Source organism: Streptomyces sp. NPDC050988, from assembly GCF_044456225.1.
Taxonomy (GTDB): domain Bacteria; phylum Actinomycetota; class Actinomycetes; order Streptomycetales; family Streptomycetaceae; genus Streptomyces.
Genome location: NZ_JBITFQ010000005.1, coordinates 289676 through 302148 on the forward strand (window position 1 = coordinate 289676; position 12473 = coordinate 302148).

Sequence of the window (12473 nt, forward strand, 5' to 3'; positions counted from 1 at the left end):
CCCTTTGGTTGTTCGGTGTTTCGGTTCGGCTCTGTCGTTCTGTTCGGCTCTGTCGGCCCTCGGCTGTCAGCCGTAGACGATGCGGCGCAGCTGTCTGAGCGTGAGCTCGGGCGGTGCGACCGCGCGGTACTTCAGGTCCGCCGCGATCCGTTCGAAGATCGTCGAGTTCACCAGCCCCTGAGCCTGGAGCTCGCGATGGCGGCGACGGACGTAGTCGTCGGTCGCCTCGTCGAAGTAGGCGAGGACGTCCTGGATCACCCGCAGTGCCTCGCCCCGGCTGAGGGGCGAGGAGCGCGTCAGATGATCAACAAGTTCGTCGTGCACCCGTCGATCCTGAGGTAAAGCGCTGGCAATCGCAAGAATCCTGCCCGATTTCGGGCACGAGGCTGTTGAAACTCTTATGGGAGGCTGTTCGGGGCCTGTTCATCCTGTGGCCCGCGGTGCGATGGTTGCCAGGAGCACCTTTTCGGCCATGGACACTCCACGCATGGGCGTACCGGAGCAGCTCGCCGCGCGCATGAGCATGGCCGAGCAGCACGAATACCTTCGCGCCAGATTCTCGCGGCGCACGATGATCAGGGGCGGCGCCGTCACGCTGGGCGCCGTCGCGGGCGGGGCCTTCGTGCCCGGTGCCGTCGCACAGGCGGCGACGAAGACTTCCGTACCGACGCAGACCGCCGCGCGCACCGAGAGCGTCGATGGCGCGCTCGTCGCCCCCTTCGGCCGCCATCTCGCCTGGGGCAGCGACCCCCGTACGGAGATCACCGTCTCCTGGCAGGTCCCGGTCGCGGTGCAGAAACCCTTCGTCCGGATCGGCGCCCACCCCTGGGACCTCTCCCACAAGATCGACGCCGAGGTCCGCACGCTCTTCACCCCGGCCGGTGTCGGCGCGAGCGGCAACCACACTCAGTACTACGTGCACGCCAAGCTCACCCACCTGCGGCCCGGCCGGACGTACTACTACGGCGTCGGCCACGCCGGCTTCGACCCGGCCGAGGCGCACCTGCTCGGCACGCTCGGCACCTTCACCACCGCGCCCGCGCACAAGGAGCCGTTCACCTTCACGGCCTTCGGCGACGAGGGCGTCGGCTACCACGGCCTCGCCAACAACAGCCTGCTGCTCGGCCAGAACCCGGCCTTCCACCTGCACGCGGGCGACATCGCGTACGCCGACCCGGCCGGCGCGGGCCAGACCGCCGACGCCGGGTTCGACTCGCGCGTGTGGGACCAGTTCCTCGCGCAGACCGAGTCGGTCGCCAAGTCCGTCCCGTGGATGCCGGCCTACGGCAACCACGACATGGAGGCCTGGTACTCGCCCAACGGCTACGGCGGCGAGGACGCCCGCTGGAACCTTCCGGACAACGGCCCCGACAAGAAGAACCTGCCGGGCGTCTACTCCTTCGTCTACGGCAACACGGCGGTCATCTCCCTCGACGCCAACGACATCTCCTTCGAGATCCCGGCCAACCTGGGGATCTCCGGCGGTACGCAGACCAAGTGGCTCGAAGCGCAGCTGAAGAAGTTCCGCGCCTCGAAGGACGTCGACTTCGTCGTGGTCTTCTTCCACCACTGCGCCTACTGCACCTCCACCTCGCACGCCTCGGAGGGAGGTGTGCGCCAGGAGTGGGTGCCGTTGTTCGAGAAGTACACGGTGGATCTCGTCATCAACGGCCACAACCACCAGTACGAGCGCACGGACGTCATCAAGGCGGGCAAGGTCACCAAGAAGCTGCCGATCGGTGGTACGGCGTATCCCGAGACGGATGGTGTGGTGTACGTGACGGCGGGGGCGGCGGGGCGCAGTCTGTACGCGTTCACTGCGGCGCAGTCGTACGAGGGGCATGAGAATGAGGTCGAGTCCGTTGCGTCCTTCGTCAATACGAAGGATGGCAAGGTCGATGAGACCGTTGCGTGGTCGCGGGTGCGGTATCTCGACTATTCGTTCTTGCGGGTGGATGTGACGCCGGCGTCGAAGGGGCGTACTGCCACGTTGAAGGTGCGGGGGATTGCTGAGACCGGTGAGGAGGTTGATCGGTTCACTGTGGCTCGGCGGGTTCGTTGATCTTGTTGTGGTTCGGCGGCTGCGGGCGCGTTGTGGTTGCTCGCGCAGTTCCCCGCGCCCCTAAAAGACGGCGCCCGCGCCCCCACCGGGGGCGCGGGCGCCGTCTTTGAACGGCTACATGCCCCTCAGTACCGCCTGCTTGGCCAAGGTGAATTCCTCGTCTGTGAGGACGCCGGACTTGTGGAGGTCGCCGAGTTCGCGGAGGCGGCGGAGGAGGGCGTCGTGGTCGGCTTCCGGGGGTGGGGCCGGGGTGGGGGTTAGTTGGGCGGGTGGGGTGTCCGTGGGGGACGGGGCCGATGGGTGGGGGAGGCGGGCCTGTACCGCTGCCGCTACCAGGGCCATCAGGGGGTCCTTCTTGAAGCCCCACAGGTCCACGGAGTTGGGGTCGTACTTCGGTGGGGCCTTCGTGGGGGCGCCCCGGACGGTGAAGCGGAGGAAGCCGTTCTCCAGGCCGACCGCGGGATGCCACTCCACGGACTGGATGTCGGCCAGGGCGAGCGTGCGGGCGCCGGCCGCCGACTTGGCCTCCTCCGTCTTCCAGTTCCACTCCAGGCGGATGGTCTCCCCGTCGAAGCTCGCGGTGCCGTCGCCCGCGGAGACCGACAGGGGCACCGCGGGCCCCGGGAGCAGATAGCGGTCGACGGCGGTGGCGGGCACCTCGTCCAGGAGGAGCGCGTTGCGGATCTCGTCCACGAAGTACTCGGCGACGCCGTAGCGGTCCGAGTCGACGGTCATCTGGTAGGGGTCGTGGGAGTCCGTGAGTCTGCCGCCGGTCGCATGCAGCAGCGGGTCGGCGCCGTCGCGCAGCCGGAGCCTCAGCCGCCCGGACTTCTTGCCCTGCTCGAAGGAAATTCCGGCCAACGCGCCCAGCGGTACGGCGAGTTCGCCCAACGTCTTGCGCAGCAGGCCGACGTTCTTGTCACGGCCGGGCACGAGCCGCAGGGCGTCGCCGTCGAAGGTCCACGTGCCGTCCCGTTGGATGATTTCCGCCATGGGGGTGATTGTTTCACCGCCTGTGCGGGAGAGTGGTCTATACCCATTCGAAGGGAGCGCATGTGAGACAGCACAGAACGCCCCGACTCCTCGGTACGCTGCTGCTCGTGGTGGCCGCAGGTATCTCCGTCGTCGGCGCGGCACCGTCCGCCGCCGGCCGAACCGCTACTCCGCTCGGCCAGGTGATTCCGGCCCCCGCCTCTGTCGACGCGGGCGGATCCGTGTACCGGATCACCGGTGATACGCGCATTCGTGTGGACGACTCGCGGGAGGCCCGGCGCATCGGCTCGTATCTGGCCGATGTGCTGCGGCCGTCGACCGGCTATCGGCTGCCGGTCACGGACGACGACGGACGCGACGGCATCCGGCTCCAGCTCAGCCGCAAGGACTCCGCGCTCGGAGCGGAGGGCTACCGGCTGCAGAGCGGCAAGGGTGCCGTCACCATCACGGCCCGGGAGCCCGCCGGGCTCTTCCACGGTGTGCAGACCCTGCGCCAGCTCCTGCCGGCCGCGGTCGAGAAGGACTCCGTACAGCCCGGACCCTGGGCGGTCGCCGGCGGCACCATCACCGACACGCCCCGCTACGGCTACCGCGGCGCGATGCTGGACGTCTCCCGGCACTTCTTCGGCGTCGATCAAGTCAAGCGCTACATCGACCAGTTGGCGCTCTACAAGGTCAACACGCTGCACCTCCACCTGAGCGACGACCAGGGCTGGCGGATCGCGATCGACTCCTGGCCGCGGCTCGCCACGTACGGCGGGTCCACGCAGGTCGGCGGTGGAACCGGCGGCTTCTACACGAAGGCCCAGTACAAGGAGATCGTCCGGTACGCCTCCTCGCGCTTCCTCGAAGTCGTGCCCGAGATCGACATGCCCGGCCACACCAACGCGGCCCTTGCCTCGTACGCCGAGCTGAACTGCGACGGGGTCGCCCCGCCGCTCTACACCGGTACAGCGGTCGGCTTCAGCTCGCTGTGCGTCGCCAAGCCGGTGACGTACGACTTCGTGGACGACGTGATCCGTGAGCTGGCCGCGATCACGCCCGGCAGGTACATCCACATCGGCGGCGACGAGGCGCACTCGACGCCCCACGAGGACTTCGTGGAGTTCATGACCAAGGTCCAGCCGGTCGTCGCCAAGTACGGGAAGAAGGTCATGGGCTGGCACCAGCTGACCGGGGCGACCCCCGCGAAGGACGCGCTGGCCCAGTACTGGGGTCTGGACGGCACGAACGCCGCCGAGAAGGAGCAGGTCGCGGCGGCCGCGCGGAACGGGACCGGGATCGTCCTGTCACCCGCCGACCGGGTGTACCTCGACATGAAGTACAACGCGGACACCCCCCTCGGCCTCGACTGGGCCGGCCTGGTGGAGGTCAAGCGGTCCTACGACTGGGATCCCGGCAACTACCTTGCGGGCGTGCCCGGTTCGGCGGTCCGGGGCGTCGAGGCGCCGCTGTGGACGGAGACCCTCGCCACCTCGGCGAACCTCGACTACATGGCGTTCCCACGGCTGCCCGGGGTGGCCGAACTCGGCTGGTCGCCCGCGGCCACGCACGACTGGGACACGTACAAGGTGCGGCTCGCGGCACAGGCGCCGAGGTGGGACGCGATGGGGACCGGCTACTACCGGTCGTCGCAAGTCCCCTGGCCCGCCGGGTAGTTGACGGGTGGCTGCCGGGTAGTTGACGTCCGGTAGTCGGAGCGCGACAGGTGAACACGGCGGCGGGCGCCCCCTGGGACCGTTCTGGGGGACGCCCGCCTGCTTGTGGGAGCTGTAAGTCCGTGAGTGGTCGGTGCTTACAGCCCGGCGATGGGGTTCTTCAGGTTCCCGACGAGCTGGAGGGCCCCGGCGGGATCGGCGAGATCCACCATCTCCTTGTTGTTGCGCAGCTGGAGACGGTTGAGGCAGGACAGCGAGAACTCGGGCGCGAACATGTCGTACTGCTTGAACTTGTCCGCGAGTTCGGGTGTGGCCTCCTGGTACTCGCGTACGCAGTCGGCGACCGTCCGCCAGAAGTCGTCCTCCTCCAGGACGCCCTCGTCCGCCAGGTTCGAGGCGAGGAAGCGGAAGAAGCAGTCGAAGACGTCGGTGAAGATCGACAGGAGTTTTTTGTCCTCGGGCACGTCGACGCGCAGCCGTTCGACCGTCGGCGGGAGCACCGCGTCCGGGTCCATGACGGCGATCTCCTCGGCGATGTCCTTGTAGATCGCCCGCTCGACGACACCGTCCTTGAGTACGAGGATGACGTTCTCGCCGTGCGGCATGAACACCAGGTCGTACGCGTAGAAGCTGTGCAGCAGCGGGGTGAAGTAGGCCCGCAGATAGCGGCGCAGCCACTCCACCGGTGTCAGCCCCGAGCGCTCGATCAGGGTGGCGGCGATCGACGCGCCCTCGTGGTCGACGTGCACGAGTGAGGCCATGGTGGCCAGGGACTCGCCGTCGCGGAGCGAGGGGACCGGGCTCTCGCGCCACAGGGCGGCGAGCATTTTCCGGTACGGGGAGTAGCGGTCGGTGGCGGCCTCGTACTCCAGGTGCCGGTAGCCGACGGCCGCCCGCTCGCGGATGATCGACAGGCCCGTCGACTTCAACACCGGGTCGTTGTCGATGAGTTGGGCCAGCCAGTCGTTGATGGCCGGGGTCGCCTCCATGTAGGCGGCGGACAGCCCGCGCATGAAGCCCATGTTGATGACCGACAGGGCGGTCTTCACATAGTGCTTCTCGGGCGCGCTCTTGTTGAAGAACGTCCGGATCGACTGCTGGGCCAGGTACTCGTCGCCGCCCTCGCCCAGGCACACCAGACGCTTCTGGGCGACCTCGGCGGCGAAGGTGACCGTGAGCTTGTTCCACCACTGCCAGGGGTGGACCGGGATGAACAGGAAGTCCGCCGGGTCCAACTCCTGTGCGCGCAGGGTGTCGTTGAACCGCGCGACCGTCTCCTCGCCCAGCTCGTCGCGCAGGAACGACTCGTACTCGATGCCCACGCCCGCCGTGAAGGCGGCGCGCGAGCGGTGCGCGGCCAGCCAGACCAGCCGTACGGGGCTGGCGGTCTCCGGCGCGTACGAGAGGTACTCGTGGACTCCGAAGCCCAGCCGCCCGTTGTTGGCGACGAAGCAGGGGTGGCCCTCGGTCATGCCCGTCTCGATCTCCTGGAAGCCGCTTTTCGCTAGCTCCGCGGAGGTGAGCTGGGGCTTGGTGAGCTTGTAGCAGGTGCCGGCGAGGGTGGAGGAGATCTCCTCCAGGTACACCGGGAGCACCTCGTCGCTCAGACCGAGCGCGACCTTCAGCTCGACGAAGAAGTCCAGGGCGTGCAGGGGGAGTTCGCCGCCGCCGCGGTGCCTGGTGATCGACTCGGCGTCGACCTGCCAGTGGTCGAGGGCGCGGCGGATGGCGGTGAACCGGTAGCGGGTCAGCCCGTCGTCACTGCGGATGGCGTACTCGGCGGGGCCGCCGTCCTTGCCATCGCCGCTGTCGGTCGGCTCCGGGGTGATCAGCCGTTCGTGGGCGAACTCGGCGAGGGCCTTGCGGACGAGGAGGCGGTTGGCCCGCGCCCAGCGGTGGGGGGACAGATGTGCCACGGCGTCGGACAGGGTCACAGGGAAACTCCTCGGGTGGCCAGGAACTGCTCGCGCGTGCAGAAGGACAGCAGCGCGCGCTTCTCCGGCTTCTCGATCTCGCGCGCCGGGACGAAGCCGACGGCCTCGTTCAGCGCGTGCACTGCCTTGTTGGTGACATCCGGCTCTACGACGACCCGCCGGGTGCGCGGGTCGGCGAACAGCTCGTCCATCACCGCGGTGATGACGGCCCTGGTGAAGCCGTGCACGGGCCGGTCGGTGGGGGCGACCAGGAAGTGCATACCGACGTCACCGGGCTCGGGCTCGTACAGCCCCACCAGTTCGATGTACCGGGGGTCGTACTTCTCCATCAGGAACGCGGGCCGTCCGTCGTGGAACCCGAGATACGCGTGATGGTGATCGTTGGCCGTGATGGCCATGTACTCCCGCTCCACGTCCTGGAGTTTCGCCTCCTGCATCATCCAGAAGGCGGCCTTGGGATGCGTCACCCAGGAGTGCAGCAGCTCGGCGTCCTTCAGGGGGTCGAGGGGGCGCAGGCTCAGGGAGCCCACGGTGTTGCCGGTTCCGGCGGCGCTCATACGGCGAACTCCTGGAACGCGATGGACTTTTCGACCGGGTAGTACTCGGTGCCGAGCAGTTCCCGGATGATGTAGGCATTGCGGTACGCGCCCATGCCCAGGTCGGGTGAGGTGATCGAGTGGGTGTGGACGCCGGCGTTCTGGAGGAAGATGCCGCGGCCGGTCGTGTCGATGGCGTAGTTGCGGGCCACGTCGTGGTTGCCCTGCTCGTCGTAGACGAGGCGGTCGCGGACGGGCCTCAGGAACTCGGGCTCCACGTACTTGTAGCCGGTCGCCAGGACCAGGCCCTCGGAGTGCAGCTCGTAGTCCTTGCCCTGCTCCTCCTGGCGCAGGCCGAGGGTGTACGTGCCGGACTCGTAACTCGCGCTGCTCAGCGCGGAGTTGGTGAGCAGGCGGGTGGGGACCGGGCCGCCGAGGTTCTTCTGGTAGAGCAGGTCGAAGATCGAGTCGATCAGCTCGCCGTCGATGCCCTTGAAGAGGCCCTTCTGCTCCGTCTGGAGGCGGTAGCGGGTCCGCTCGGGCAGCGCGTGGAAGTAGTCGATGTACTCCGGGGAGGTCATCTCCAGCGTCAGCTTGGTGTATTCGAGCGGGAAGAAGCGCGGCGAGCGCGTGACCCAGTTCAGCCGGTAGCCGTGGACGTCGATCTCGCTGAGCAGGTCGTAGTAGATCTCGGCGGCGGACTGCCCGCTGCCGACCAGCGTGATCGACTTCTTGGCCTGCAGTTCCCGCTTGTGCTGCTGGTAGCGGGAGTTGTGGATGAAGTCCCCGCCGAGTCCGGCGCAGGCCTCCGGGATGTACGGGGGAGTGCCGGTGCCCAGGACGAGGTGGCGTGCGTGGTACTCGTCACCGGCGGTGGTGCGGACGGCGTACACGTCGTCCGCGTACGTCACCTCCGCGACCGTCGTGCTGAAACGGACGCTGGTGAGTTTCGAGGCGGCCCAGCGGCAGTAGTCGTCGTACTCGACGCGGAGCGGGTAGAAGTTCTCGCGGATGTAGAACGAGTACAGACGGCCCGATTCCTTCAGGTAGTTGAGGAAGGAGTACGGGGACGTCGGGTCGGCCAGGGTGACCAGGTCCGACATGAACGGGGTCTGGAGGTGTGCGCCCTCCAGGAACATCCCGGAGTGCCACTCGAAGTCCGGCTTGGACTCCAGGAAGACACCGTCGAGTTCGTCGATCGGCTCGGTGAGGCAGGCGAGGCCGAGGTTGAAGGGGCCGAGCCCGATACCGATGAAGTCGTGGATCCTCACGGCGGATCCAGGAAGCGCGGATTCAGGAAGCGCGGTCAAGGGACTCTCCCAGGTACTGCTCGGCGTGGCCGGCGATCAGGTCGAGCACGGCGGAGATGTCGTCCGTCGTGGTCTCGGGGTTGAGCAGGGTGAACTTGAGGAAGTGGCGGCCGCCGACCTTCGTACCCGCGACCACCGCGTCGCCGGAGGCGAACAGGGCCTTGCGGGCGTACAGGTTGGCGCGGTCGATCTCGGCCGGGTCGGTGACGGCCGCCGGGATGTAGCGGAAGACGAGGGTGGAGAGGGAAGGCGCCACGACGACGTCGTAGCGCGGGTCGGCGGCGAGCAACCGCCAGCCCTCCTCGGCCAGTTCACAGACCTCGTCGAAGAGCTGGCCGATGCCGTCGGCGCCCATCACGCGCAGCGTCATCCACAGCTTGAGCGCGTCGAAGCGGCGGGTGGTCTGCAGGGACTTGTCGACCTGGTTGGGGATGCGCTCCTGCACCATCCGGCGCGGGTTCAGGTACTCCGCGTGGTAGGTCGCGTGGCGCAGCGTGGCCGCGTCGCGGACCAGCACGGCGGACGAACTCACCGGCTGGAAGAAGGACTTGTGGTAGTCCACGGTCACGGAGTCGGCGCGCTCGATGCCGTCGATGCGGTGCCGGTTCTTCAGGGACGCGAGCAGTCCGCAGCCGTACGCGGCGTCGACGTGCATCCAGGCACCGAACTGCTCGCACAGCTCGGCGATCTCGGGCAGCGGGTCGATGGAACCGAAGTCGGTGGTGCCGGCGGTCGCGACGACCGCCATCGGCACCAGGCCGTCACGCTTGCAGCGCTCCAGCTCGCGGGCGAGCGCGACGGTCTGCATGCGCTTGTCGTTGCCCACGGGGATCGAGACCACGGAGTCCTGGCTGAGGCCGAGGAGTTTCGCCGACTTCTTGACGCTGAAGTGGCTCACCTCGGAGGCGAAGATCCGCAGTTTGGCGTGCGAGTCGCTCTTGGCCTCCTCGCGGGCCAGCAGCAGCGCCTGGAGGTTGGACTGCGAGCCACCGGAGGTGAACACGCCGTCGGCGGCGGGCCCGAACCCGATGCGCTCGTTGGTCCAGTCGACGAGCTTGCGCTCGATGAGGGTGCCGCCGGCCGACTGGTCCCAGGTGTCGAGGGAGGAGTTGACGGCGGAGAGGACCGCCTCGCCGAGCACGGCGGGTATGACCACCGGGCAGTTGAGGTGCGCGAGGTAGCGGGGGTGGTGGAAGTAGACGGCGTCCCGGAGGTAGACGTCCTCCAGCTCGTCGAGCACCGCGGTCGTGTCGTGCAGCGGCTTGTCGAGGTCGATCCGCTCGATCCGGGGCGCGAGGGCGTCGACCGTGACGCCTGTGAACGGACGGTCGGTGGTGGCGAGTTTGGCCGCCACCCGCTCTATTCCTTCGGTCACGGAACGGCGGTACCGCTCCGCGGTCGTGTCATTGAGCAGGTGCGAGCGCATGGGGGAGTCCTCCGGGGGACAGGAGAGAAACGGGCGCGGGGGAGATGTGGGGGGCGGCGCTGAACTTAGGTAAGCCTAACCTAACTTCGCATCCGTGTCCGCCCCACCCGTCACGCTGTGACCTATGCCTCGCTCTCGTTACTTCGCCCGTCACCTCGCATGTCATTTCTCCTGTTACTCGCCTTGCTCGCGCAGCTGCTCCTCGCTCAGTCCGCGCCGCCAGTAGCCGACGAAGGTGACACGCCTGCGGTCGATCTCCCGCTCCCGTACGAGGTGGCGGCGCAGGGCTTTTACGCAGCCGGACTCGCCTGCGATCCAGGCGTAGGGGGCCTGGGCGGAGGGGAGTTGGGCCGCGCGGATGGCTTCCAGGGCTATGGGGGTTGCTTCGGCGGATGCGGCGGGTGCGGCGGCTTCGGGGGTGCCGTCGGGGTCCTCGTCGGGTGCTTCGGTGCGTACCTCGTCGCGCACCTCGTCACGTACCAACCAGGTGATCTCCGCGTCCGCGGAGGTGGTGGGTTCGACGCGGTCGCCGGGGTGCGGGACCTCCAGCCAGACGCGGGCCTTCGTCCCGGCGGGCAGGGTCTCCAGGATGGCGGAGGCGGCGGGCAGGGCCGTCTCGTCGGCCCAGATGACGATCAGGTCGGCGTCGGCGGGCGGGCGGAACCGGATCGCCGTGTTGTCGGCGACGGACGGGCCGAGCAGGACCGCCCGGTCGCCGGCCTCGGCGTCCGCGGCCCAGCGGGAGGCCGGGCCCGCGGGAGTCGCGGCGCCGGGTTCCGTGCCGTGCAGCACGAAGTCGATGTCGATCTCGGTGGTGGCGCCGTTCCCGTCCTGGCGCAGGGCGCGCAGGGTGTACGAGCGCATGACCGCGCGGACGTCTTCGGGGGTGTCGATCCAGGCCTGGCGCCAGCCGTCGCCGTACTCCATCGGCATGACGGGGGTCTGCTGGCCGGGGCGGGGGAGGAAGAGCGAGAGGCTCTGGTCCTGGCCGTTGGAGGCGAAGGCGTGGAGGTCCGGGCCGGTGAAGGTGACGCGGACGAGGGACGGGCTGAGCCGCCTCGTCCGTGTGACCTGAAGGGTGAAGAAACGGAACGGGGCGGCTGATGCCGTCGGCATGGCTTTTGCTCCTGAGTTTGCGTCAGGGGGCGGGTTCGCTTCGCGGAGGGGGGTGGGGTGGGGGGTTGTGTGTGTGGGGTGCGGGCCGGTGGGGGCTGGTCGCGCAGTTCCTCGCGCCCCTGAAAAACTGCGCAGTTCCCCGCGCCCCTGAAGGGGTGACGGTCGTGCGCATGGTGCGGGCCGGTGGGGGCTGGTCGCGCAGTTCCTCGCGCCCCTAAAAGATTGCGCAGTTCCCCGCGCCCCTGAAAAACTGCGCAGTTCCCCGCGCCCCTGAAGGGCGCCCAGGTGGGGGCGCGCCTTCGAGGGGCTGTCGGTCAGGCGACCTTCTTGGCCTTCTCTATTGCTTCGGCGAGGGTGTTGAGCATGGGGGTGCACTTGTCGTAGGAGAGGATCGGCTCGGGGGTGCGGGGGATGACCTGGTCGGCCTTGACCGCGGGGAGCTTCTTCCAGGTGGCCTTGGTGATGTCGGCCGGCTGGATGGTCGCGGTGCGGTCGTCCATCATGATGATGTCCGCCGGGTACTTGTCGACGTTCTCCCAGCTCAGGTTCTCGAACCAACCGCCGCTGGCCTTGAGGGCCTTGGCGGAGGGCTCGACGAGGTTCACGCCGAGGGCCTTGAAGTACTCCAGGTCGATGGAGAGGTTCGAGCCGGAGACGTAGAAGATGTCCTGGCTCGCGGAGCCGATGAGGACCTTGATCTCCGGGCGGGCCTTGGCGGCCTTGCGCAGACGCTCGGCGGCCGTCTCGAAGTTCTTCTTCGCCTCGACGGTCTTGGCGGCCTTCACATCGGCGCCCAGCGACTCGGCGAGCGCGAGCATGCGCTCCAGCGGCTTGGGCAGCTGGCGGTCGAAGACGGAGATGCCGACGCTCGGGGCGAGCTTCAGGATCTTGTCCTTGGACTCGTCCGGGACGTACCAGAGGGTGCCGGCGTCGTCGAACATCGTGGAGAGCAGCACGTCGGGGGCGAGCCCCGCGTACTTCTCGATGTTGAACTCGCCCCACGTGTTGCCGAGGACCGTCAGCTTGCTGACGTCCATGTCGCCGGCCTGGACATCGGCCTTGCCGTCCTTGGTCTTCGTCGGGCCGAAGACGCCCTTGACCTCGATGCCGTAGTCGTAGAGGGCGGCGGCGACACCGGTGAAGGCGACGATGTTGGCCGGGACCTTGTCCAGCTTCACCGTCGTACCGCGGTCGTCCTCGAAGCTCCACGGGCCGGACGCGGCGGCGCTTTTCGTCGCGTCCGCCGAGCCACCGCTCTTCGAGTCTTCGTCACCGCAGGCGGCGAGTACGGCACCGAGGCCGAGGGCGCCACCGGCGGCGAGGATGCCGCGGCGGGTGAGGTGAGTGGCACGGGCGTTGGACATGGCGTGGCTGCTTTCGAACAGGGCGGATGACCCACCGGACAGTGCGAAAGTAGGTTAGCCTAACCTCATCGCAT

Annotated in this window: 10 protein-coding genes; 2 read left to right on the forward strand and 8 right to left on the reverse strand. The window is 68.2% G+C overall.

The features are described 5' to 3' along the window. Positions 1-66 precede the first annotated feature (66 nt). On the reverse strand, positions 67-324 hold the full coding sequence (locus ACIBEI_RS15115) for a hypothetical protein (protein WP_055616059.1): 258 nt from the start codon (positions 322-324) through the stop codon (positions 67-69). A gap of 163 nt (positions 325-487) precedes the next feature. Between ACIBEI_RS15115 and ACIBEI_RS15120 the strand changes: the two genes are divergently transcribed. Then, positions 488-2062 (forward strand): purple acid phosphatase family protein, encoded by a 1575-nt coding sequence (locus ACIBEI_RS15120; RefSeq protein WP_398889014.1) that lies wholly within the window; start codon positions 488-490, stop codon positions 2060-2062. Between the two features lie 114 nt (positions 2063-2176). Here ACIBEI_RS15120 and ACIBEI_RS15125 read toward each other — a convergent pair whose 3' ends face one another. After that, positions 2177-3055, reverse strand: a complete 879-nt coding sequence (locus tag ACIBEI_RS15125; RefSeq protein ID WP_398888751.1) for a DUF4429 domain-containing protein — start codon at positions 3053-3055, stop codon at positions 2177-2179. A 62-nt stretch (positions 3056-3117) separates the two neighbouring features. Between ACIBEI_RS15125 and ACIBEI_RS15130 the strand changes: the two genes are divergently transcribed. Further along, positions 3118-4713, forward strand: coding sequence for a beta-N-acetylhexosaminidase (locus ACIBEI_RS15130; protein WP_398888753.1), 1596 nt, complete (start codon positions 3118-3120; stop codon positions 4711-4713). Between the two features lie 137 nt (positions 4714-4850). On the opposite strand, the gene ACIBEI_RS15135 is transcribed toward ACIBEI_RS15130, so the two are convergent. The 6 genes from ACIBEI_RS15135 to ACIBEI_RS15160 all read right to left on the reverse strand — a co-directional run bounded on the left by ACIBEI_RS15135 (position 4851) and on the right by ACIBEI_RS15160 (position 12399). Beyond that, a complete protein-coding gene (locus tag ACIBEI_RS15135; protein ID WP_398888755.1) occupies positions 4851-6647 on the reverse strand; it encodes an IucA/IucC family protein in 1797 nt (598 codons plus the stop codon). Then, positions 6644-7204, reverse strand: coding sequence for a GNAT family N-acetyltransferase (locus ACIBEI_RS15140; RefSeq protein WP_398888757.1), 561 nt, complete (start codon positions 7202-7204; stop codon positions 6644-6646). Before ACIBEI_RS15140 ends, ACIBEI_RS15135 begins: the two co-directional genes overlap by 4 nt. Beyond that, complete coding sequence (locus ACIBEI_RS15145) at positions 7201-8493, reverse strand: lysine N(6)-hydroxylase/L-ornithine N(5)-oxygenase family protein (RefSeq protein ID WP_398888759.1); 1293 nt, start codon at positions 8491-8493, stop codon at positions 7201-7203. Before ACIBEI_RS15145 ends, ACIBEI_RS15140 begins: the two co-directional genes overlap by 4 nt. After that, positions 8477-9919, reverse strand: a complete 1443-nt coding sequence (desA, locus tag ACIBEI_RS15150) for a lysine decarboxylase DesA (protein WP_398888761.1) — start codon at positions 9917-9919, stop codon at positions 8477-8479. The genes ACIBEI_RS15145 and desA overlap by 17 nt, the downstream gene beginning before the upstream one ends. Before the next feature lie 174 nt (positions 9920-10093). Next, the gene (locus ACIBEI_RS15155) at positions 10094-11035 is read right to left on the reverse strand and encodes a siderophore-interacting protein (RefSeq protein ID WP_398888763.1); all 942 of its coding nucleotides are present in this window, start codon (positions 11033-11035) and stop codon (positions 10094-10096) included. 314 nt (positions 11036-11349) lie between these two features. Continuing rightward, the gene (locus ACIBEI_RS15160) at positions 11350-12399 is read right to left on the reverse strand and encodes an ABC transporter substrate-binding protein (protein ID WP_398888765.1); all 1050 of its coding nucleotides are present in this window, start codon (positions 12397-12399) and stop codon (positions 11350-11352) included. Positions 12400-12473 lie beyond the last annotated feature (74 nt).

Excerpts from the sequence above, each read along its gene's own strand:
- ACIBEI_RS15120 (WP_398889014.1), top strand. The coding sequence starts at position 488 with ATGGGCGTACCGGAGCAGCTCGCCGCGCGCATGAGCATGGCCGAGCAG.
- ACIBEI_RS15125 (WP_398888751.1), bottom strand. The coding sequence starts at position 3,055 with ATGGCGGAAATCATCCAACGGGACGGCACGTGGACCTTCGACGGCGAC.
- ACIBEI_RS15140 (WP_398888757.1), bottom strand. The coding sequence starts at position 7,204 with ATGAGCGCCGCCGGAACCGGCAACACCGTGGGCTCCCTGAGCCTGCGC.
- desA (WP_398888761.1), bottom strand. The coding sequence starts at position 9,919 with ATGCGCTCGCACCTGCTCAATGACACGACCGCGGAGCGGTACCGCCGT.
- ACIBEI_RS15155 (WP_398888763.1), bottom strand. The coding sequence starts at position 11,035 with ATGCCGACGGCATCAGCCGCCCCGTTCCGTTTCTTCACCCTTCAGGTC.
- ACIBEI_RS15160 (WP_398888765.1), bottom strand. The coding sequence starts at position 12,399 with ATGTCCAACGCCCGTGCCACTCACCTCACCCGCCGCGGCATCCTCGCC.